Annotated in this window: 19 protein-coding genes; 8 read left to right on the top strand and 11 right to left on the bottom strand. The window is 68.8% G+C overall.

Going from position 1 to position 20949, the window contains the following annotated elements; all coding sequences use genetic code 11:
• Positions 1–182: 182 nt before the first annotated feature.
• From ACNQQL_RS02190 to ACNQQL_RS02225, 8 genes are all read right to left on the bottom strand, one after another.
• Positions 183–1673, bottom strand: coding sequence for an efflux transporter outer membrane subunit (locus ACNQQL_RS02190; protein ID WP_347063044.1), 1491 nt, complete (start codon positions 1671–1673; stop codon positions 183–185).
• A 10-nt stretch (positions 1674–1683) separates the two neighbouring features.
• Entirely contained in the window at positions 1684–2841 is a 1158-nt protein-coding gene (locus ACNQQL_RS02195) for an ABC transporter permease (protein WP_347063045.1), read from the bottom strand.
• Entirely contained in the window at positions 2838–3788 is a 951-nt protein-coding gene (locus ACNQQL_RS02200) for an ABC transporter ATP-binding protein (protein WP_347063046.1), read from the bottom strand. Before ACNQQL_RS02200 ends, ACNQQL_RS02195 begins: the two co-directional genes overlap by 4 nt.
• A complete protein-coding gene (locus ACNQQL_RS02205; RefSeq protein WP_347063047.1) occupies positions 3785–4747 on the bottom strand; it encodes an HlyD family secretion protein in 963 nt (320 codons plus the stop codon). Before ACNQQL_RS02205 ends, ACNQQL_RS02200 begins: the two co-directional genes overlap by 4 nt.
• Entirely contained in the window at positions 4744–5442 is a 699-nt protein-coding gene (locus tag ACNQQL_RS02210; protein ID WP_347063048.1) for a TetR/AcrR family transcriptional regulator, read from the bottom strand. Before ACNQQL_RS02210 ends, ACNQQL_RS02205 begins: the two co-directional genes overlap by 4 nt.
• Positions 5443–5715: 273 nt before the next feature.
• On the bottom strand, positions 5716–6135 hold the full coding sequence (locus tag ACNQQL_RS02215; RefSeq protein ID WP_347063049.1) for a cupin domain-containing protein: 420 nt from the start codon (positions 6133–6135) through the stop codon (positions 5716–5718).
• 10 nt (positions 6136–6145) lie between these two features.
• The gene (locus ACNQQL_RS02220) at positions 6146–6583 is read right to left on the bottom strand and encodes a carboxymuconolactone decarboxylase family protein (RefSeq protein WP_072436697.1); all 438 of its coding nucleotides are present in this window, start codon (positions 6581–6583) and stop codon (positions 6146–6148) included.
• Between the two features lie 94 nt (positions 6584–6677).
• Positions 6678–8162, bottom strand: coding sequence for a PLP-dependent aminotransferase family protein (locus ACNQQL_RS02225; protein ID WP_347063050.1), 1485 nt, complete (start codon positions 8160–8162; stop codon positions 6678–6680).
• A gap of 215 nt (positions 8163–8377) precedes the next feature.
• Between ACNQQL_RS02225 and ACNQQL_RS02230 the strand changes: the two genes are divergently transcribed.
• Together ACNQQL_RS02230 and ACNQQL_RS02235 are read left to right on the top strand one after the other, a co-directional pair.
• Positions 8378–9295, top strand: coding sequence for a LysR family transcriptional regulator (locus ACNQQL_RS02230; RefSeq protein ID WP_347063051.1), 918 nt, complete (start codon positions 8378–8380; stop codon positions 9293–9295).
• A 139-nt stretch (positions 9296–9434) separates the two neighbouring features.
• Positions 9435–10184: an SDR family oxidoreductase gene (locus tag ACNQQL_RS02235; RefSeq protein ID WP_111018145.1), complete on the top strand. Its 750-nt coding sequence runs from the start codon at positions 9435–9437 to the stop codon at positions 10182–10184.
• Positions 10185–10280: 96 nt separating this feature from the next.
• Here the strand turns inward: ACNQQL_RS02235 and ACNQQL_RS02240 are convergent, their stop codons facing one another.
• Together ACNQQL_RS02240 and ACNQQL_RS02245 are read right to left on the bottom strand one after the other, a co-directional pair.
• Positions 10281–11927, bottom strand: a complete 1647-nt coding sequence (locus ACNQQL_RS02240) for a glycoside hydrolase family 32 protein (RefSeq protein WP_347063052.1) — start codon at positions 11925–11927, stop codon at positions 10281–10283.
• A gap of 157 nt (positions 11928–12084) precedes the next feature.
• Positions 12085–13671, bottom strand: a complete 1587-nt coding sequence (locus tag ACNQQL_RS02245; protein WP_034179639.1) for a glycoside hydrolase family 68 protein — start codon at positions 13669–13671, stop codon at positions 12085–12087.
• A gap of 233 nt (positions 13672–13904) precedes the next feature.
• Between ACNQQL_RS02245 and ACNQQL_RS02250 the strand changes: the two genes are divergently transcribed.
• The 5 genes from ACNQQL_RS02250 to ACNQQL_RS02270 all read left to right on the top strand — a co-directional run bounded on the left by ACNQQL_RS02250 (position 13905) and on the right by ACNQQL_RS02270 (position 19058).
• On the top strand, positions 13905–14918 hold the full coding sequence (locus tag ACNQQL_RS02250) for a substrate-binding domain-containing protein (protein WP_347063053.1): 1014 nt from the start codon (positions 13905–13907) through the stop codon (positions 14916–14918).
• 397 nt (positions 14919–15315) lie between these two features.
• A complete protein-coding gene (locus ACNQQL_RS02255; RefSeq protein WP_204422844.1) occupies positions 15316–16002 on the top strand; it encodes a type 1 glutamine amidotransferase domain-containing protein in 687 nt (228 codons plus the stop codon).
• A gap of 141 nt (positions 16003–16143) precedes the next feature.
• Positions 16144–17253 carry an NADH:flavin oxidoreductase/NADH oxidase gene (locus ACNQQL_RS02260; protein WP_072436917.1) on the top strand — a complete coding sequence of 370 codons (1110 nt, stop codon included), beginning with the start codon at positions 16144–16146 and terminating at the stop codon, positions 17251–17253.
• 136 nt (positions 17254–17389) lie between these two features.
• Complete coding sequence (locus tag ACNQQL_RS02265) at positions 17390–18460, top strand: AI-2E family transporter (protein ID WP_347063054.1); 1071 nt, start codon at positions 17390–17392, stop codon at positions 18458–18460.
• Positions 18461–18683: 223 nt separating this feature from the next.
• Positions 18684–19058: a hypothetical protein gene (locus tag ACNQQL_RS02270; RefSeq protein WP_051983619.1), complete on the top strand. Its 375-nt coding sequence runs from the start codon at positions 18684–18686 to the stop codon at positions 19056–19058.
• A gap of 28 nt (positions 19059–19086) precedes the next feature.
• On the opposite strand, the gene ACNQQL_RS02275 is transcribed toward ACNQQL_RS02270, so the two are convergent.
• Positions 19087–19881, bottom strand: a complete 795-nt coding sequence (locus ACNQQL_RS02275; protein WP_347063055.1) for an SDR family NAD(P)-dependent oxidoreductase — start codon at positions 19879–19881, stop codon at positions 19087–19089.
• 171 nt (positions 19882–20052) lie between these two features.
• Here ACNQQL_RS02275 and ACNQQL_RS02280 point away from each other — a divergent pair, with 171 nt between their 5' ends.
• On the top strand, positions 20053–20898 hold the full coding sequence (locus ACNQQL_RS02280; RefSeq protein ID WP_347063056.1) for an AraC family transcriptional regulator: 846 nt from the start codon (positions 20053–20055) through the stop codon (positions 20896–20898).
• Positions 20899–20949: the final 51 nt, after the last annotated feature.

A 20949-nucleotide genomic window follows, 5' to 3' on the forward strand; every position in this document is an offset into this window, starting at 1 on the left:
GCCTTCGGGCCGGTTTTTTATTTATGTTACGCGTTGCGCGTAGCGTATTGCGGGTTCAGTCATCGGCGGGCATCGAACGGAAGCGGGCGGCGACGGAAGCCGAGCCCGACAAGCACGCCGCTCACGCGGTGCATGGCGTGCAGACCGGCGGTGTCCGGCCGGTGCCAACGCCATCCTGCCGGTCACTTCGCGGCATCATCCACCCAGCTCCCCGCCAGCGCCTGGAACAGCGCCGCCGTATCGGCAAGCCGATCGGCCTGCGCGCGGGTACGGTCGAGCGTCGTCTGCAACGTCTGCCGCTGCGCGTCGAGCAGGTCGAACGTGCTGATCCCGCCCGCCGCGTAACGGCCGCCGGCAATCGCGTTGCGTGCCGCCGCTTCCTGCGCGGCCGTGTCCCGCGCCTGCAGCTCGGCCGCGTCGTGCTCGACCGCGCGCATCGCGTCGGCTACCTGCTGAAGCGCCTGCAGCACGGTTTCCCGATAGCTCGCGAACGCGGCGTCGTACGCCGCTTCGGCCGCGCGTTTCTTCGCGCGCAGCTCGCCGCCGTGAAAGAGTGGCTGCGCAAGACCAAGGCCGACGTTCCATACATTCAACCCCCTCACGATATCCGCGATGCGCGTGCGTTCCGAGCCGATTCCCGCCGAAATCGAAAAACGCGGATACAGGTTCGCGGTGGCCACGCCGACGTTCGCGCTCGCCTGATGCAGCATGGCTTCCGCTGCGCGGATGTCGGGCCGTTCGCGCGCGAGCGTCGACGGCAGCGTGACGGGCAGTGTCCGCGGCAGCACGAGTGCATCGAGCGTGAGGTCGGGCAGCATCGCGCTGGACGGCGGCGCGCCGAGCAGGATCGCGAGCCGGTGGCCGGCCTGCGCGAGGCGGGCCGCGAGCGGCGGCAGCGATGCCTGCGTCTGTGCGAGCAGTGCGCGCTGCGCATGCACGTCGGCCTGCGACACGCCGCCCGCCGCGAAGCGCGCTTCGACGATGCGCGACTGCCGCGCCTGCGCGTCGACCAGTTGCTGCGTGAGCGCGACCTGCTGCGCGAGCGACGCGCGCAGGATCGCGGTGGCGACGACGTTGCCCGCGAGCGTCAGGCGCGCGGCGTCGAGCGTGTACGACTGATAGTCGACCTGCGCGCGCAGCGCTTCGAGCGCGCGCCGGTTGCCGCCGAACACGTCGAGCACGTACGACACGCTGACCGACGCGTCGTACAGCGTGAACGGCCCCGGATTCGGCACGTTGCCCGGCAGCCCGAACGCGGCGATGTCGACCTTCTCGCGCATGGCGGACAGGTTCGCGTCGACACGCGGCAGCATCGTCGCGCCGGCTTCGGCTGCATGGTTCTGCCGCGCTTCGTCGAGCCGCGCGCGGGCCTCGGCGAGCGTCGGGCTGTTTTGCCATGCGGTGTCGACGAGCCGGTTCAGCGGTTCGGAGCCGAACTCGGTCCACCAGCGTTGCGGCGTGTGCGCGGCCGATGCGAACGTCTGCGCGTCGCCGGCCGGGCCGCCGGCGGCCGCCGTCGTGACGGGCGGCTCGTCGCGCGTGTATTGCTGCGTGGCCGGCGCGTCCGGCGTGCGGAAATCCGGCCCGACCGCGCAACCGGCGACGAGCAGCGCAGCGGCGGCCAGCGTAACGCCGCTTGCAGCGATGGTGGCGCGATGCGAAGCCGGTTTCATCGTGCGGCCCCTAATCGAGCGTGCGCCGGTAGAAGCGCAGCGCGATGCCCATCACGACGACGGTGAACAGCGCGACCGGCCACACGGACGGCCACAGGTCGGCCCAGCCGTTGCCTTTCAGCAGGATGCCGCGCACGAGGCGGTTGAAATAGGTGAGCGGCAGCAGGTTGCCGATGAACTGCGCCCACTTGGGCATCCCGGCGAACGGGAACATGAAACCGGACAGCAGGATGTTCGGCAGGAAATAGAACACCGCGAGCTGCATCGCCTGCAACTGGTTCTGCGCGAGCGATGACAGCGTGATGCCGACCGTCAGGTTCGCGGCGATGAACAGCAGCGCGGACAGGTAGATCGCGAACACGCCGCCGACGAACGGCACGACGAACACGAACCGCGCCGCGGCGAGGATGATCGACACCTGGATCAGCCCGATCAGCACGTACGGGACGATCTTGCCCGTCATCACCTCGAGCGGCCGCACGGGCGTCGCGAGCAGGTTTTCCATCGTGCCGCGCTCGCGTTCGCGCGTGATCGCGAGGCCCGTCATCATCACCATCGTCATCGTCAGGATCACGCCCATCAGGCCCGGCACGACGTTGTACTGCGTGATGCCTTCCGGGTTGTACAGCCGGTGCAGCACGACGTCGAACGCGGCCGGGCGGCCGTTCTTCAGGTGCGCGAGCGGCCCCGTCAGGTCCTTGTCCGCGACGGGCTGCACGAGGCCCGGCAGCGCGCCGATCGCGGATGCGGTCGCGACGGGATCGGTGGCGTCCGCCTCGACGAGCAGCGACGGACGCTCGCCGCGCAGCAGCCGCCGCGAGAAATCGGCCGGCACGCTCAGCACGAACTGCACGTCGCCGCGGGCGAGCGCATGCCGGCCGGCCGCTTCGTCCGGCAGCGTCTCGACGATGTCGAAGTACGCGGAATTGCGCATCGCGGCGATGAAGCTGCGCGCGAACGGGCTCGAATCGGCGACGATCACCGCGGTCGGCAGGTGTTTCGGATCGGTGTTGATCGCGAAGCCGAACAGCGCGAGCTGGATGATCGGCACGCCGACGATCATCGCGAACGTCACGCGGTCGCGGCGCAACTGCAGGAATTCCTTCAGCACGATGCTCCACCAGCGCGCGACCGAGAACGATTCGCGCAGGCCCGCCCACGCGTTCATGACGATGCTCCGCCGGGCGGCCCGGACGCGCGGCCCATCATGTAGATGAAGACGTCCTCGAGCCCGGTGTCGATGGGCGCGACCCGCAGCGACGTATCGTCGCTCGCGACCCGCGCGAGCGTCGCGTCGAGCGCGGTGCGATCGCGGCCGCTCACGTGCAGCGCGGAACCGAACACGACGGTTTGATCGACGCCCGGCATCGCGCGCAGCCGTGCGGACAGTTCGGTCAGGTGCTCGCCGGTGATCGTGCGGGTCGACAGGTGCTGCGACGCGATGATCTCCGCCGACGTGCCTTGCGCAAGCAGTTCGCCGGACGCGATATAGGCGAGCTTGTGGCAGCGCTCGGCTTCGTCCATGTAGTGCGTGCTGACGAGCACCGAGATCCCTTGCGCGGCCAGCCGGTGCAGTTCCTCCCAGAAGTCGCGGCGCGCGGCCGGATCGACGCCGGCGGTCGGTTCGTCGAGCAGCAGCAGTTCGGGTTCGTGCAGCATGCACGCGGCCAGCGCGAGGCGTTGTTTCCAGCCGCCCGACAGCGCGCCCGTGAGCTGGTCCGCGCGGCTCGCGAGGCCGAGCCCGTCGAGCGCGCGCGCGACGGCCGCCTTGCGGTCGGGCATCCCGTACACGCGCGCGACGAAATCGAGGTTCTCGCGGATCGACAGGTCTTCCCAGTACGAGAAGCGCTGCGTCATGTAGCCGACGTGCCGCTTGATCTGCGCGCTGTCGCGCACGATGTCGTAGCCGAGGCAGGTGCCGCTGCCCGAGTCGGGCGTGAGCAGGCCGCACATCATCCGGATCGAGGTCGTCTTGCCGCTGCCGTTCGGCCCGAGAAAGCCGAAGATCTCGCCGCGCGCGACGCGCAGCGAGACGTCCTTCACGACATGCTTGTCGCCGAAGCGCTTGTTCAGGCGATCGACGTCGATCGCATACGGAGCGGCCGGCGCGTTCATTGCACCCTCACGGCGACCGGCTGGCCCGGATGCAGCGCCGGCGCGTCCGCGACGGCGGGGCGCGCCTCGATCATGAACACGAGCTTGGTCCGGCTCTCGTTGCTGTAGATCACGGGCGGCGTGTATTCGGCCTCGCTCGACACATAGGTGATGCGTGCGGGCAGGTCGGCCGCGCAGCCGTCGCAGCGGATCGCGACCGCGCGCCCCGGTGCGAGCGATGCGATGGCGGCTTCCGGCACGAAGAAGCGCACCTTCAGGTTCTGCGGCGGCAGCATCTGCACGACCGGATTGCCGGCCTGCACCCATTCGCCGACGCGGTACAGCGTGTCGTACACGCGCCCGGCGGCGGGTGCCGCGACGCGCTTCTGGTCGAGCTTCCATTGCGCTTCGGCGACCGCGGCTTGCGCGGCGTCGACTTGCGCGGCCTGCGCGGCGACCTGCTGCGCGCGGCCCGGCAGGCGCGCGACATCGACCTGCTTCTGCAGTTCGCGCATCTGCGCGGCAGTGGTTTGCGCGGACGTGCGCGAATCGTCGAGCTGCTGCTTCGACAGGCCGCCGGCCGCGTACTGGCGTTCGTCGCGCGCGAGTTGCGCGGCGGCCCGTGCGGCCTGCGCGGTGGCCTGCGCGAGTTGCGCCTGCGTGACTGCCACTTCCGGCGGGCGCTTGCCGGTCTGCAGGTCGGCGAGCTGCGCGCGTGCCGCGGCGAGCTGATGCCGTGCCTGCAGCAGCGCGGCCGTTTCGTTCGCGGCTTCGAGCGAGAACGCGGGCGTGCCGGCGGCGACGGCCTGGCCGCGTGCGACCGACAATTGCGTCAGCGTGCCCGATTGCGATGACGACAGGTACACGAATTCGCCTTCGACATAACCCTGGTAAGTCGTGCCGTTGTCCGTCGATCGTCCGCAACCGGCGAGCAGCGCGAAGGCGGCGAGCGCAAACGGCAGCGCGCGGGCCGCGTTCACGACGGCCTCCGCGGCGAGCGCGTCCGCGCACGCGGCGTGGCGGCCGGCGGCCGCAGGCCGGAACCGAGCAGCGCGCGGACATGCCGGTGCAGCACGTCGCGATCGATCGGCGGCAGGCCGCGCGCGCTTTGCCACAGCTTCGCGGTCGCAAGCGGCAGCATCACGAGCGCGATGATCGAATGGAACAGGAACGCGGGTTCCAGCGCAGGGTTCAGCGCACCGACGTGCTGCGCGGCGCGGATGCGTTCGGCGAAACGCCCGACATGCTCGAGCGGAATGCGCCGCAGCATCCGTTCGCGCAGCAGCCCGCCTTCATGGACGATCTCGCGCAGCCAGATCGACGGCAGCCACGGCATGCGATGCGTGACGTCGAAGAAGCGGTCGACGAGTTCGGCGACGAGCGCGAACGGATCGTTCTCGATCTGCGGCTCGGTCGGCCGCCACACGAACGCGATGACCTGCGCGAGCCGCTCCTCGACGATCGCGTCGAGCAATTGCTCGCGGTTCGTGAAGTAGTAGTGGACCATCGCGGACGTGACGCCGGCGGCGGCGGCGATCTGCGCGACCGTCGTCGCGGCGATGCCGTGCTCGGCGAACAACTGCATCGCGACGTCGAGCATGTGGTCGCGCAGGTCGAAATCGTCCACCGACGGGCGGCGCCCGCGCGGCCTGGCGACGGTGGATTTCGCGTTCATGCAGACGACGCTAATTGATGAGTTAGTTAATTTCAAGGAAGGGTTTTCGCCGGCGTTGATCGAGATCAGACGCGCGTCGAATGGCGGCGCGGACGCGCGGGAAAGCGGCGCGCGCGGCCGAGGGCAGTGTGCCGGCGGCGGAGTGTAGGGAGCGGCTAATGGGGAACGGCGGAGGGGGGCGAAAGGCGTCGGCGAAACCGCACGGAACCGGCGGGAAAACCGGTCGAGAAACGGAGGCACGGACCGCACACGGCACGCACCCCCGAAACGTCGTCACTGATCGATCGGCGACTTCAGCGGCGCGTGTTCGCCGGTCAGCCCGAACACGACGAGCTGCGCGGGCTCGGTCGCACTCGCGTTGCGCGACACCTGGTGGCGCGAGCCGGGCGCCTCGTACCAGCCTTCGCCGGCGCGGTAGCGATGCAGCGGGCCGCCGTTCACCTGCGACAGCACTTCGCCTTTCGACACGACCGCGAACACCGAGCCGAGGTGCCGGTGCGCGTCGGAAGCCTGGCCGGGCGCATAGTCGACGGTCGCGACGACGGCGAGCTTGCCCGGCGCTTCGGGCACCGCCTGCTGCATGATCGCGTGCACGTTGTCGCCGGCGTCGTGCGCATGGGCGGCGGCCGGCAGCGCGGCGCCGAGCGCGAGCCCCGCGCACAGGGCGGCTCGCTGGAGCGTGGAGCGGATCATCGTCGTCTCCTTACTCGGGCATCTTGCGGAACGCGATCGCGAAGCGGTTCCATGTGTTGATCGTCGCGATCAGCATCGACAGGTCGAACAGCTCCTCGTCGCTGAAGTGCGGCTTCACGGCTTCCCAGACGGCGTCGGGCACGTGATTGCCGGCCACTAGCGTCAGCGCCTCGGTCCATTCCAGCGCCGCGCGTTCGCGCTCGGTGAAAAACGGCGTTTCGCGCCACGTGACGACGGTCGCGAGACGGCGGTCGGTTTCGCCGCCCTTGCGCGCGTCGGTCGTGTGCATGTCGACGCAGAACGCGCAGCCGTTGATCTGCGATGCGCGCAGGCGGACGAGTTCGGCGAGCGGCTTCTCGATCGAGCTCTTCGCGATGAAGTCCTCGGCGTTGCGCATCACCTTGATCGCATTCGGGCTGGCGGTATAGAAGTTCAGGCGCGGTTGCATGGCAGGTCCTTTTTCGGTTGGTGCGCACGGCGGCGCGACAGGACCCACTTTAAGATCCGAATTGGCCTGCTTGAATAGCCAATTCTGTGGAAATTCAGGTAACCAGTGCCGGGCGGCCGACACGGCCCGAATCCAGCAGCCCGGCCAGTTGCGCGAGCGCCGTGTCGATGCGCAGCGTGTCGATCCCGCCATAGCCGAACAGCAGCCCCGCACGGACCGGCACGCCGACATGGAACGCAGAGATCCCGTACAGGCCGATGTCCTGCTCGCGCGCCGCGCGCACCAGCGCCGCTTCATCGGGCCCCGGCTTCAGGTATGCCGCGAGGTGGATGCCGGCGGTCGGCACGATCGCGTCGAACCACGGCGCGAGCTCGCCGCGCAGATGCGCGATCAGCATCTTGCGGCGCGCGTCGTAATGTTTCTGCACGCGCTTCAGGTGCCGCGCGAAATCGCCTTCGAGCATGAAGCGCGCGAGCGCCGCCTGCGTCAGCGTGCAGGTGTGCCAGTCGACGATCTGCTTCGCCTTCGTGAGCGCGCCGCGCAGCGCGCGCGGCGGAATCGCGTAGCCGATCCGCAGTTCGGGAAAGATCGTCTTCGAGAACGTGCCGACGTACGCGACGAGGCCCGTGCGGTCGAGGCTCTTCAGCGATTCCACGGGCCGGCCTTCGAAGCGGAACTCGCCGTCGTAGTCGTCCTCGATGATCACCGCGCGGCGGCGCTGTGCCCATTCGAGCAGCGCGATGCGCCGCTCCAGCGTCATCGGCATCCCGAGCGGGAACTGGTGCGACGGCGTCACGTAGACGAGCCGCGCTTCGGCGGGCAGCCGTTCCGTGACGAGGCCGTGCGCATCGACCGGCACGCCGATCACCGTCGCGCCGAGCGACGCGAACGCGGCGCGTGCCGGCGGATAGCCGGGGTCCTCGACCGCGACCACGTCGCCGGGCCGCACGACGACGCGCGCGAGCAGGTCGAGCGCCTGCTGTGCGCCTTGCGTGACCAGCACGTCGTCCCAGCTGCACGCGACCGCGCGGCTGAACGCGACATAGCGTGCGATCGCGCCGCGCAACTGCGGATCGCCGGCCGGGTCGTGGTACTGGCCGGGGCCGCGTGCCTGCTGGCGCAGCGCGTGAAGCAGGCAGCGCCGCCATGCATCGAACGGGAACAGCGTCTTGTCGGTCACGCCGCCGCGGAAGTCGAAGCCGGGCGAGTCTTTCGGCGCGGGCATCGCGAGCGCGTCGGGGAGGTCGTTCCACAGCGCGCGTGCGTCGACCGCGTCGATGCGCGGCGTGTCCTCGACGAGCGACGGCGTCGGCATGGCCGCGGCGTGCGGCACGCGCGCGAGGCCGTCGGCGACGAACGTGCCGTCGCCCGCACGCGTATTCAGGTAGCCCTCGGCGACGAGACGCTCGAACGCGTCGAGCGTCGTCTTGCGCGATACGCCGAGCTGCTTCGCGAGATCGCGCGTCGACGGCAGCCGCGCGCCGCCTGCCAGGCGCCCGTCGACGATCGCGGTGCGCAGTTGCCGGAAGATTTGCCCCGTCAGGTCGTGACGGCCTTCGATGCGGATCGCGATGTCCATCGCAGTGGTTACCTCGATTGATGCTGATTTGCCGGAATCGGTGTACCGCCAGTATGCCGCCGGCGCGCGGACTCGGGTTGGCAGGATGTTGCGCCCGACACCCATCCGCCCATCCGCCGCATCGAACGCCGTCCGATTGGACCGCCTCCCGCCGTTGCCTTACGATCCACGGGAGCCACGACAATCCCAGACTCACCCCGAACCGGAGTGCCCCCATGCTGTCCGAAGACGAACTTGCGCTGCTCGACGCGATCCGCGCCACCGGTAGCCTGTCGCGCGCCGCCGCGCGGCTCGGCAAGGCGCCGTCGACCGTGTCGCACGCGGCGCGCCAGCTCGAAACGCGTTTCGACGCGCTGCTGTTCGACCGGCGCGGCTATCGGCTGCAGCTCACGCCGGCCGGACAACTGCTGGCCGACGAAGCGGCGCGGCTGGCGCTGGACGTCGCGCGGCTGACGCAGCGCGTGCGGCAGGTCGCGAGCGGCTGGGAGGACCGGCTGTGGATCGTCAGCGACGAGGTGCTGGAGTTCGACACGCTGCTGCCGGTCATCCGCGCGTTCGACGCGCTCGATTCGGGCGTGTCGCTGCGCTTCACGCACGAAGTGCTCGGCGGTACCTGGGAAGCGCTGCGCGACGGTCGTGCGGATCTGGTCGTCGGCGCAACCAACGAGCCGCCGGCAATCCCCGGCTTCAAATGGTTCGAACTGGGCGCGATGGAGTGGGTGTTCGCGGTGTCGCCGCGCCATCCGCTTGCATCCGTGAGCGACGTGCTGACGCGCGACGCGATCGGCGCGCATCGCGCGGTCGTCGTCGCCGATTCGTCGCGGCGCGCGGCCGGCCGCGCGTATGGCCTGCTCGGCGGGCAGGCCGTGCTCGCGGTGCCGTCGATGCGCGCGAAGATTCTCGCGCAGCGCGACGCACTCGGCGTCGGCTGGGTGCCGCGCCGGCGCGTGGCGTCGCTGCTCGAGCGCGGCGAGCTCGTCGAGAAACAGACGGCCAACCCGCGCGAACCGAACGTGCTGTATGTCGCGTGGCACGGCGATCGCGACGGCCGCGCGCTGCAATGGTGGCTGGAGCAATTGCGCGAGCCCAGACTCGCGCAGCGCCTGCTCGACGGGATCGACGTGACCGGCTGAGACGGAAAACGACGACGGAGCGCCCGCTCGAACACGTTCGACGATTTCGAACATGTTCGCCGCGCGCGTCGTACGGCAACACAGGTCGCCGCGCGCATCCTGTGTTCACGGTCAACTCACCGGTTCAAAGGAGAACATCATGCAACGCTTCGAAGGAAAGACGGTCCTCGTCACGGGCGGCAACAGCGGCATCGGCCTGGCGGCCGCCAACGCATTCGCGGCAGAAGGCGCGCGGGTCATCATCACCGGGCGCGACGCGCAGACGCTGGAAGCCGCGCGGCAAACGCTCGGCGAAGGGGCGCTCGCGATCCGCAACGAGGCCGGCAGCGTCGCGTCGGCCCGCGCACTGGCGGACGCGATCGCCGCCGCGGGCGCGCGGCTCGACGCCGTGTTCATCAACGCGGGCGTCGCGAAACTCGCGCCGTTCGCCGACAGCGACGAGGCGATGTGGGACCTCGTGTTCAACACCAACGTGAAGGGCGCGTATTTCCAGATCCAGTCGCTGGTGCCGCTGCTGAACCGCGGCGCATCGATCGTGATCAACGGTTCGATCAACGCGCACATCGGGATGCCCGGCTCGTCGGTGTACGCGGCGAGCAAGGCGGCCGTCAATTCGTTCGCGAAGACGCTGTCGACGGAACTGCTGCCGCACGGCGTGCGCGTGAATGTCGTGAGCCCGGGGCCGGTTCAGACGCCGCTGTACGGCAAGCTCGGGCTCGATGCGGCGACGCTCGACGAGACGGCCGGGAAGATCAAGGGCCTCGTCCCGATCGGCCGGTTCGGCACGCCGGACGAAATCGCGTCGACGGTGCTGCACCTCAGCGCGCCGGAATCTGCGTTCATCGTCGGCGCGGAGATCATCGCGTCGGGCGGGATGGGATTGCTCTGAGCCGTAACACCGGCGGGGACCGCACCGGCCGACGCATCGCCGGGCGGACGGTCCCCGTCGCATGCGGGAAGGGCGACGCGCTCTCTCGAACCGCACCTACCGCGCCGCGCAGGCGTTACGCGTATCGCCGCCGGCTTCGAGCTGCGTCACCGTGAGCCCCGAGAACGTCGCGCGGCCGTGCTCGGCAAACACCGCGACGCGGTCCGCGTCGAGCGGCGGAAAGATCAGGTCGGTGAGCGTGACGCGGCCGCCGTTCGCAAACACTTCGACCGACCCGCGATCGACGACGATTTCGAGCCGCAGTTGCCCGTGTTCGAGCGGCAGGTCGACGATATGCTCGCGGCTGAACGTGCCGGCGAAATTCGCTTCGCCGGACTGCGAGCGGTCGAGCGTCAGCGTGCGTTTTGCCGTGTCGTACACGATCCGGGTGCCGGTCGTGCCGTCCGCCGAGCGCCGGACGATCAGGCCCGCGCGCGCCGCGCGCTGCGGCGCAATCGTCACCGTGATGCGTTGCGCGACGCCGCGCGTCGCCGCCGACAGCTCGCGCGTGGCGGACTCGACCGCGAGCTCGCCTTCGTGCACGGCGGGCCTGCCGTCCGCCCACGCGTCGAACGCGGCGGCCGGCGCGGCGACGAGCCGGGGTTCGCCGTCGATCGTCTTCAGCGCCAGCTCGCGCGGCAGGGTCGTCGCGCCGCGCCACGGCGTGGTCGGCACTTTTGCCGCGTAATCCCAGTTGCTCATCCACGCAATCGCGACCGGCCGAGTGCCGGGCGCGCCCGAGAAGGTGCCTGCGGCATAAAAGTCGGCGCCGTGATCGACCCAGCGGAACCGGGCGGGATCGGAACCGGCCGGCGCGACGCGATCGGGCGTGAACGTGCGGCCGTCGAAGTCGCCGACGAAATACATCGCGCCCGAGCCGCCCGCGATCGACCACGGATTCACATTGACGATCATTACCCACTTGATGTGTCGGGGATCGCCGTCGAGCGGCAGCGGCACGAGGTCGGGCATCTCCCACAGTGCGCCTGCATGCGGCACGTCCGGCAACGTGAAGTCGCTCAGGAACGACCAGTGGATCAGGTCGTCGGAGCGATAGAGCTTGACGACCTGCGCGTCGGCGACGACCGTCGTCATCAGCCAGTAGTGTCCCGGCGCGTACCACGACACCTTGGGGTCGCGGAACTGCTTCGATTCGGGATCGAGCGTGAGCACGGGGTTGTGCGCGTAGGGCTGCCACGTCGCGCCGTGGTCGACGCTGTAGGCGAGCGACTGCGCCTGCGTGCCGGGCGCGTGGCCGGAGCCGTCCTTATAGACACTCGTGTAGAGCGCAACCAGCGGTGTCTTGCCTGGCGACCCGAGGCCCGACGTGTTGTGCGTATCGGCGACGATCGAGCCGGAGAAGATTTCCTCGGTGGCGTTCGCGCGCATCGCGACCGGTTGCTCGCGCCAGTGGACGAGATCGGTGCTGGTCGCATGGCCCCACGACATGTTGCCCCAATCGTTGCCGAGCGGGTTGTACTGATAAAACAGGTGGTAGCGGCCATCGTCGTAGACGAGGCCGTTCGGATCGTTCATCCAGTTGCGCTGCGGCGTGTAATGCAGCGCGGGGCGCCATTGCGGCGTGCCGTTTTCGGTCGATGCGGCGCAGGGCGCGGCGGCGGCCTGCGTGCAGGCCGCGCCCGCCGCACAGGCGAGCAGCAGCCGGGCGATCCGGAAGGAAAAGCGGAAAAACGTCGATCTCATGCGGGGTTCCGTGCTCCGACGCGCGAAGCGGGAAAGGAGGGCGCGTGCCGCTTGCAAAGGCGGCACGCGCGATCTGCGGAAGAAAAAAAAGCGGCGCGCACGCGACACGCGCGATATGCGCCGCCTCAACGCTTACGGGCGGTGCCCGCCGCGGCCGTTACGGGCGGGTGCCCGGGCCGTCGTTGTGGTCGGCGCCCGTCGCCGGCAGGTTCGCCGGGATATCGCCGTAACCGCCGAGCCCGCCGCGTCCGTACGCGCGGTCGACCGCCGTCGACGTGCCGTTGATGTTGACCTTCACCGTCGGCGCGAGCGTGCCGCCGCGCCGCGGGCCGATCGCATCGATGAACGACTCGACGAGCCCGCCCGGCATCACGTAGTGCGAATACGACTGGAATTCGCGCGGGTTCTGGTTCGGATCCTGCGAATACGGTGCGCCGGCCGGTGCGGAGAAGTCGGTCGGGTTGCCGAGCACGAGGCCGCTGCCGCCGTTCAGCGGCAGGAAGTCGCTGCGGATGCCGTTGCCGACGAAGCCGTACACGCCGTCCGGCCCGTCGACACCTGCGGCCATCGTCGTCCGATGGCTGATCGTGAACAGGTAGTACTTGCCATCCTTCAGGTAGATCTGCGGGCGCTCGGTCTGGTCGTCGACGCAGTTCGCCGACAGGATCGGCGGCAGGAACTTCCATTCCGTCAACTGCGGGTTCGTCGCGACCGCGAGGCCGACATTGGCCTTTTGATACACTGCGCCCGAATTCATCACCGCGTTGAGATCTTCCTTGTACGGATCGTTCGGCGCGTAGCCGAGATCGGCCTCGTTGCAGGTGCGTGCGCCGCGCTGGCCGCCCGTATTGCCTTCGAACACCATGTAGGTCTTGCCCGGGTGCGCGGGATCGGTGAACACGAACGGATCGCGGAACGAGAAGTAGGTATTCTGCTGGCCGGTCTGGTAGTAGTTGCCGTCCGGCTGCAGCAGCGCCTTGTGATCGTCGAAGCCGCTGAACCACACGTGCTTGTCGTCGGCGTGGATGTGACCGTCGGCGCGCGTGATGATCGCCTGCGGCGGCGTGATGTCGGCACCGCCGGGCGCCGAGCGGTTGAACGACGTCGCGGTGTAGTAGAGGCTGACATTGTCACCGTGCGTGAGGCGCGCCGAACCCGACCATTCGGCGTTGTTGGTCATCGGCGCGGTGCCGAACACCTTGGCGCTCGCGCCGTCCGGGAACAGGTGGCCGCCCCAGGTCCAGCCGCCGTTGGCGGGGCGCTGCGACGCGGGGACGCCCGCGCGGCGGTAGAAGAAGCCGATGCGCGCATGGACGTGGCGGTCATCGAACGTGTAGCCCGCATGCGGATCGGCGGTGAGCGAGAAGATCACCTCCCAGCCCTTGTAGCTGAGCTGGTTCGCGCGCAGGTCGGCCAGCGGCCAGGTATCCCAGACCCACACGTTCGAGTTGATCAGCGGGAAATCCTGCGGGATGTCCGGCATCGTCAGCGCTTGCGGCAGCGAGTTCCTGTCGGCGCCGGCCGTATGCGACTGTGCGACGATCTGGCGGATGTCCGCGCGGGTCCAGCGCATCGTGAAGTTGCCTTCGGGATCGTAGGCCTGCTGCGTATGCGGCGTGGGCGCGGGGGCGCCGGCGCTCTGCGCGTGCGTAACGGACGAAGCGGACGCGAAGGCGGCCAGTGCCGCGCCAGCGAACAGCAAACGTTTGGCCGCAGTCGCGCGGCAAAAAGGAAAGTGTGTCATCTCGGCGTTGTTTCAGTTGACGATGAAAGGGAACGGCTGAAGGTGGCATCGATGTCCAAACCGGTTTGGATACTATTTCAAACCGGTTTGGAACGCAAAAGATATTTATTTGGCGGTAATGCTTACCAAATGGAAATAATTACCCGCTTGAGGCGTCCGGGCATCCGGCGTCCGGGCATCCGGCGTCCGGGTATCCGGGCGGCCGGGCGGACCGGCGAAAACGAGGAGCGACGGTGAAGGTGAATCTGAAGGCGCTGTCGGATGCGCTCGGGCTGTCGCGGACGACGGTCAGCCGTGCATTGAACGGTTACGACGACGTCAGCGAGGCGACCCGGGAGCGCGTGGCGAAGGCCGCACGGGAAATGGGCTATGTGGCGGACCCGACCGCGCGCCGGCTCGCGACCGGGCGGGCGGACGTGATCGGGATCGTCTATCCGTTCGGCGCGGGCGATCTCGGCGATCCGCGTTTCGGCGAGGTCGTCGCGGGCATCACCGAGCGGCTGGCCGAGCGCAATCTCGATTTCATCATCGCGTCTGCGCGACCGAATGCGGAACTGGACACCTATCGGCGGATCGTCGACGGCAAGCTCGTCGACGGGCTGATCGTCGCGCGCACGCTGGTCGACGATCCGCGCATTGCGTACCTGCAGTCGAACGCGTTTCCGTACGTCGCATACGGCCGCACGCAAACGGCCGAGCCGTATGCGTGGTTCGATTTCGACAACGAGGCGGGCGCGCGCGATGCCGTCCGCCGGCTGACCGGTTTCGGACATCGGCGCATTGCGATGATCAGCGCGCCGCTTGCGCTGAATTTCGCTGCGCAGCGTCGCGCGGGCTATCTGTCGGCATTGCGCGAGGCCGGTATCGAGCCGGATCCGGCGCTGCTCGTCGAGTGTACGTTTACGCACGACGGCGGGCTGCAGGCCGCGCGGGCGCTGCTCGCGCGCGCCGAGCGGCCGACGGCGCTGCTGGTCGACAACAACATCGCGGGCGGCGGCGCGTTTCGGGCGCTCGTGGACAGCGGGCTGCGGCCGGGGCAGGACATGTCGTTGATCGTCTACGACGGCGTGCCGCCGGACATCGCGCATCCGCAACGCGTGACGGCCGTCATCCAGCCGACCGGGCACGCGTCGGGACGCGCGCTGGCGGAATTGATGCTGAGGCGGCTGGACGACGGTGCATGCGGGCATCGACTCGAGGCGCCGGTAATCGAGGCCGGCGATACGGACGGTCCGTTGCGCGGCTAGCCGGCGCGACGGACACGGGCGGGGCGCGATCGGTGGCGGACGTTGCCGGATCGCGCCCGGTCGAAAAGGCCATGACGACGGCAGGGGCGAATGGCCATTTACTAGACGACTGGTCTAATCCGTGGATATCATGCGTCCTCGTGAATGCGACGACGTCCGCTGGCGCGTGCAACGAAGACGCGAAATTGCCATTTCGCGCTGCGATGCCGATCGTGCAGGGTACGCCGTCGTTTTATTTGGGATTTTTCTAGACGACTGGTCTAATAGGCGCGCACGGCATTCGGATACGCGAGTCGCACGTTGACGCGCCATAGCGGACTAACCGACAGGCGTGTCGCGCCGACCGCCCCGGTTGCGCGGCAGCGTTCCCGTCCATTTTCGAAGGAGAGTTTCGATCATGAAGATTCTGGTTGTCCTGACCTCGCACGACACGCTCGGCGATACCGGCAAGAAGACCGGCTTCTGGCTCGAGGAGCTGGCCGCGCCGTACTACGCGTTCAAGGATGCGGGCGTCGAGCTGACGCTGGTTTCGCCGAAGGGCGGCCAGCCGCCGCTCGACCCGAAAAGCAGCGATCCGTCCGCGCAGACCGACGCAACGCGCCGCTTCGACGCCGATCCGGCGGCCAAGGCCGAACTCGCGTCGACGCGCAAGCTCGCCGACGTGTCGGCCGACGATTACGACGCGGTGTTCTACCCGGGCGGACACGGCCCGCTGTGGGATCTCGCCGAGGATCTGCATTCGATCGGCCTGATCGAGCGCACGCTCGCGGCCGGCAAGCCGGTCGCGGCCGTCTGCCACGCGCCGGGCGTGCTGCGTCACGTGAAGAACCCGGCAACCGGCGAATCGGTCGTGCGCGGCAAGCGCGTGACGGGGTTCACCAACAGCGAGGAGGCGGCCGTCGAGCTGACGGAAGTCGTGCCGTTCCTCGTCGAGGACATGCTGAAGACCAACGGCGCGGAATTCGAGCGCAGCGCCGACTGGGCGCCGCATGTCGTCACCGACGGGCTGCTGATCACGGGGCAGAACCCCGCGTCGTCGGCGCCCGCGGCCGAGGCGCTGCTCGCGAAGCTCGGCCGCCGGTAAGCATCCGGCGCCGGCCCGGCCGGCGCCGTTCCGTATCCGTCGCCGGGCGCAGCCGCCCCGACGACGGCCCGAATCGTTCCGCCGTGCGCATCGCCCGGCGAGTTCCCAGTCGTTTTGCAGAACCAAGCAAAGGAGTCGTGGATGTCTGCCCTGTTCGAACCGTTCAAACTCAAGGATGTCACGCTGCGCAACCGCATCGCGGTACCACCGATGTGCCAGTACGTCGCCGAAGACGGCGTCGTCAACGACTGGCATCACGTGCATCTGGCCGGCATCGCGCGCGGCGGCGCGGGCCTCGTGATCGCGGAGGCGACCGCCGTGTCGCCGGAAGGGCGCATCACACCGGGCTGCGCGGGGCTGTGGAACGATGCGCAGGCCGAAGCGTTCGCGCCGTCGGTCGCGGCGATCAAGGCGGCGGGCTCGGTGCCCGGCATCCAGATCGCGCACGCAGGCCGCAAGGCGAGCGCGAACCGTCCGTGGGAAGGCGACGACCATATCGCCGATGGCGATCCGCGCGGCTGGCAGACCATCGCGCCGTCGGCCGTGCCGTTCGGCGCGCACCTGCCGAAGGTGCCGCGCGAAATGACGCACGACGACATCGCCCGCGTGCAGGCCGACTTCGTCGCAGCGGCGAAACGTGCGCGCGACCTGGGCTTCGAATGGCTCGAACTGCACTTCGCGCACGGTTATCTCGGCCAGAGCTTCTTCTCGGTGCATTCGAACCACCGCACCGACGAATACGGCGGTTCGGCCGAGAACCGCGGCCGTTTCGTCGTCGAGACGCTTGCGGCGGTCCGCAAGGTATGGCCCGAGCATCTGCCGCTGACCGCGCGCCTTGGCGTGATCGAATACGACGGCCGCGACGAAGAGACGCTCGCCGAGTCGATCGCGCTTACGCAGCGGATGAAGCGGGAAGGGCTCGACATGCTGAGCGTGTCGGTCGGCTTCTCGACGCCCGATGCGCAGATTCCATGGGGCCCGGCGTTCCTCGCGCCGATCGCCGAGCGCGTGCGCCGCGAGGCCGGGCTGCCGGTGTCGTCCGCGTGGGGGATCGACACGCCGCAACTGGCGAACCGCGTGGTTGCGGAAGAACAGCTCGATCTCGTGATGGTCGGCCGCGCGCATCTGGCCGATCCGCACTGGCCGTACTACGCGGCGAAGCAGCTTGGCGTCGAGCGCCCGTCGTGGACGCTGCCTGCGCCGTACGCGCACTGGCTCGAGCGTTACCGGATCGCCGACAAGGTGGCCTGAGCGGACGCGGCAACATTGCGCCGCGGCGGCCCGCGTGTGACGCGCGCCGCCGATCCGGTGCCGATGGATAGAATGGCGGTTCGTGCAGGCCGGTTGCCTGCGCGAACCGCCATTTTTCCATTTCGACAGAGGTGCCATGGACGCACATGTGCCGTCGTCTCACGAGGCCGCCGCGCAGCCGCGCGCGCAGCAGATCGCTCGCGTCGCGCTGTATGCGGCGCTGCTGGTGCTCGCGCTGTGGGTGATCCGCGACTTCATTCCCGCCATCGCGTGGGCCTGCGTGATCGCCATCGCGATGTGGCCGCTGCTGAAACGCTTCGAATCGCACCGGCTGTTCCGCAACCGGCCTACGGTCAACGCACTCGTCATCACGGCGGCGATCTCGCTGCTCGTCGTGCTGCCGATCGCCGTCGCGGCAACCCAGGCGATCGGGCAGGCGCACGACCTGCGCGAGTGGCTGCGTACGATCCAGGACAACGGCATTCCGCTGCCCGACGTCGTCAGCCGGCTGCCTTATGGTTCGGCGCAGGTCACCGAGTGGTGGCAGGCCAATCTCGGTCATCCGCTGCATGCGGCCAGCGCGATGCACGGCGTCAACAGCGAGAAATTCCTCGCGTTCGGCCGGCAGTTCGGCACGAAGCTCGCGCATGCGCTGCTCGAATTCGGCTTCATGCTCGTCACGCTGTTCGTGATCCTGCGCGCGGGCCACAAGCTGTCGGGCGCATTGCTGCAGGGCGGGCAGCGCGCGTTCGGGCGCAACGGCGCGGAACTGATCGAGCGCATGGTCAAGGCCGTGTACGGCACGGTGACGGGGCTCGTGGTCGTCGGGCTCGGCGAGGGTGCGCTGCTCGGCGTCGCCTATGCGCTCGCGGGCGTGCCGCATGCGGCGCTGCTCGGCCTCGTCACGGCAATTGCCGCGATGCTGCCGTTCTGCGCGCCGATCGTGTTCTGCGGCGCGGCGCTGTGGCTGTTCGTGCAGGGCGCGACCGTATGGGCCGTCGTGGTGGCGGTGCTCGGTTTCGTCGTCGTGTTCGTCGCCGAGCATTTCGTGCGGCCGGTGCTGATCGGCAGTTCGGCGCGGCTGCCGTTCCTGCTCGTGCTGTTCGGCATCCTCGGCGGCGCCGAGACGTTCGGCCTGATCGGGCTGTTCGTCGGCCCCGCGCTGATGACGGTGCTGACGATGCTGTGGGCCGAATGGATCGCGTGACGATGCCCGCCGTCGCGCCGATTCGATGGATCGGCGCGAAGGGATGGGGGCGCGTGCAAGCATGCGCCGGCCGCAACGATCGGCAACGATCCGGCTTGCGCACGGGGCATGCCGGGCAGGGGTTTGCATACGGATCTCTACATTTCTTTTCGATCCGGACCCAAAGGTCTAGTAGCATGGGGCTTTCGATCACGCCGGCATGGCGCGGCAGAATTCCCCAAGCATGCGATTGATTTCGATGTCCCGTCCCGCGGCGACGCTATCCCTGGCGGCCGGCTGCCTGATGTTGCACGGCTGCGCGTGGTTCGACCCGTGGCTGCCGTTCTCGTATTCGCGTACGCCGCTCGCGCGGGCCGCGTCGCGGCATGGCGCGACGCGCGCCGATGTCGTACGCGCCGGCGGCAACCCGCGCAGCGTATGGATGGTCCGCAACGGCAGCGGCGTCTGCTACAACTACTTCATCGAGCACGGCAACGATCACCGGCCTTACTTCGTCGTATTCGACAAGGCCGGTGTCGTCACGCAGTACGGCTTCGATACCTGCATGGACGCCGATCGCAAGGGCACGCTTCAGCCGGACAAGGCCGCTTCGCGCTAGCGCGAAGCGGTGCGCCGCGCGTGAGCGGTCAAGCGAGCGTGTCGACCACGCCGCCGTCGACGCGCAACGCCGCACCCGTGGTCGCCGAAGCCTGCGGCGAGCATACGTACACGACCATGTTCGCGACTTCCTCGGGCGTCGCGGGTCGCTGGATGATCGAGCTCGAGCGATGATCGCGCACGAAGTCCACGGCCACGTCTTCGACGCTGCGGCCCGTTTTGTCGGCCGTTTCCTTCAGCAGCGCGCGCACGCCTTCCGACAGCGTCGGCCCCGGCAGCACCGAGTTGACGGTCACATGGGTGCCGGCCGCGAGCTTCGCGAGGCCGCGCGAGATCGACAGTTGCGCGGTTTTCGTGAACCCGTAGTGAATCATGTCGACCGGGATGTTCAGGCCCGATTCCGACGAAATGAACACGATGCGCCCGGCATTGCGTTCGATCATCCCCTTCAAGTAATGCCGCGCGAGCCGCACGCCGGACATCACGTTCATCTGGAAGTAATGTTCCCATTCGGCGTCGTCGATGTCGAAGAACGCCTTCAGGCCGTAGATGCCCGCGTTGTTGACGAGGATGTCCGCATCGGGCGTGTGCTGCGTGACGCGCGCGACGCCGGCCGCGTCGGACAGGTCGGCGGCGACGCCCTCGAAGCTCGCGCCGGGCACGGCGGTGCGCAGTTGCGCGAGCGCGGACTGTACCGATGCGTCGCTGCGGCCGTTGACGACGACGCGCGCACCGGCGCGCGCGAGCCCTTCGGCGCTCGCGAGCCCGATGCCGGCGGTGGAGGCGGTGACGACCGCGGTCTTGCCTTTCAGATCGATGTGCATGAGCGTGACGGGAGAGGAGTGAACGGGAACCGCCGCGCGTGTCGCGGCGGCCGGATTTCAAAGCTTAGGCGAAACGGCGCGATTCGGCTTCGAAGCTGCAAAGCGCGGGTTGCATCGGCCCGCGCAGTCTTGTACGGTGAGCGTTCGCTGCCCGAACCAGGAGCCCGCCGCGTGAGCCGTATCTCCAACCGATCCGCCGTACCGTCGCCGTTCTGGCGCGATGCCGCGCTGCCGTTCATCGAGGCGCGCACCGTCGACGACGGGCGCGCGATCTGCTACGCGAAGCACACGCACGACACGTTTTCGGTGGGCGCGATCGTCGGCGGTACGAGCACTTACGTGAACGGCGCGACGAACGCGCATGTCGGGCGCGGCGTGCTCGTGATCATCGATCCGGAGCAGGTGCACGCGTGCAATCCGTACGGCCCCGACGCATGGGCGTACCGGATGGTCTACGTCGACGTTCCATGGCTCGCGCGGCTGCAGCATTCGCTGGGTCGCGATCCGAACAGCGATTTTCACGGGTTTTCGCCGAAGTTGACGGAGCGGCGCGACCTGTTCGCGCAATTTGGCGTCTTCTACCGCGCGCTCGTGTCGCCCGGCATCGATCCTCTCGGCAAGGAGAGCGCGGCGGTCGAATTCTTCACGCAACTGCACGGCGCGCTCGATCGCGAGCTGCCCGATCCGCGGCCGGGAGACGACAACGCAAAGCTCGCGCGCGCGGCCGACTACATCGCCGCGCATTGCCGCGAGGGCGTGACGCTCGATGCGATCTGCGCGGCCGCCGACCTGTCGCCGTCGTACCTGATCCGTGCGTTCAACGCGCGCTACGGGATGACGCCGCATGCGTTCCTGATCGATCGCCGCGTGCAGTACGGCCGCACCGAGTTGCGCCGCGGCCGGCCGATCGCCGACGTCGCGCTCGACGCGGGATTCGCGGACCAGGCGCACTTCCAGCGCGCGTTCCGGCGGATCGCGGCCGCGACGCCCGGGCAGTATCGTAGCGCGATGAGCTGAGCGCCAGGGCGGCGGAGTGTGGAGTGCGCTTGCGCCGTCGCTGCGCCGAGG

It is taken from the genome of Burkholderia sp. LFS061 (assembly GCF_047978125.1).
GTDB lineage: Bacteria > Pseudomonadota > Gammaproteobacteria > Burkholderiales > Burkholderiaceae > Burkholderia > Burkholderia pyrrocinia_C.

Excerpts from the sequence above, each read along its gene's own strand:
- ACNQQL_RS02190 (WP_347063044.1), bottom strand. The coding sequence starts at position 1,673 with ATGAAACCGGCTTCGCATCGCGCCACCATCGCTGCAAGCGGCGTTACG.
- ACNQQL_RS02195 (WP_347063045.1), bottom strand. The coding sequence starts at position 2,841 with ATGAACGCGTGGGCGGGCCTGCGCGAATCGTTCTCGGTCGCGCGCTGG.
- ACNQQL_RS02200 (WP_347063046.1), bottom strand. The coding sequence starts at position 3,788 with ATGAACGCGCCGGCCGCTCCGTATGCGATCGACGTCGATCGCCTGAAC.
- ACNQQL_RS02210 (WP_347063048.1), bottom strand. The coding sequence starts at position 5,442 with ATGAACGCGAAATCCACCGTCGCCAGGCCGCGCGGGCGCCGCCCGTCG.
- ACNQQL_RS02215 (WP_347063049.1), bottom strand. The coding sequence starts at position 6,135 with ATGATCCGCTCCACGCTCCAGCGAGCCGCCCTGTGCGCGGGGCTCGCG.
- ACNQQL_RS02220 (WP_072436697.1), bottom strand. The coding sequence starts at position 6,583 with ATGCAACCGCGCCTGAACTTCTATACCGCCAGCCCGAATGCGATCAAG.
- ACNQQL_RS02225 (WP_347063050.1), bottom strand. The coding sequence starts at position 8,162 with ATGGACATCGCGATCCGCATCGAAGGCCGTCACGACCTGACGGGGCAA.
- ACNQQL_RS02230 (WP_347063051.1), top strand. The coding sequence starts at position 8,378 with ATGCTGTCCGAAGACGAACTTGCGCTGCTCGACGCGATCCGCGCCACC.
- ACNQQL_RS02235 (WP_111018145.1), top strand. The coding sequence starts at position 9,435 with ATGCAACGCTTCGAAGGAAAGACGGTCCTCGTCACGGGCGGCAACAGC.
- ACNQQL_RS02240 (WP_347063052.1), bottom strand. The coding sequence starts at position 11,927 with ATGAGATCGACGTTTTTCCGCTTTTCCTTCCGGATCGCCCGGCTGCTG.
- ACNQQL_RS02245 (WP_034179639.1), bottom strand. The coding sequence starts at position 13,671 with ATGACACACTTTCCTTTTTGCCGCGCGACTGCGGCCAAACGTTTGCTG.
- ACNQQL_RS02255 (WP_204422844.1), top strand. The coding sequence starts at position 15,316 with ATGAAGATTCTGGTTGTCCTGACCTCGCACGACACGCTCGGCGATACC.
- ACNQQL_RS02260 (WP_072436917.1), top strand. The coding sequence starts at position 16,144 with ATGTCTGCCCTGTTCGAACCGTTCAAACTCAAGGATGTCACGCTGCGC.
- ACNQQL_RS02265 (WP_347063054.1), top strand. The coding sequence starts at position 17,390 with ATGGACGCACATGTGCCGTCGTCTCACGAGGCCGCCGCGCAGCCGCGC.
- ACNQQL_RS02270 (WP_051983619.1), top strand. The coding sequence starts at position 18,684 with ATGCGATTGATTTCGATGTCCCGTCCCGCGGCGACGCTATCCCTGGCG.
- ACNQQL_RS02275 (WP_347063055.1), bottom strand. The coding sequence starts at position 19,881 with ATGCACATCGATCTGAAAGGCAAGACCGCGGTCGTCACCGCCTCCACC.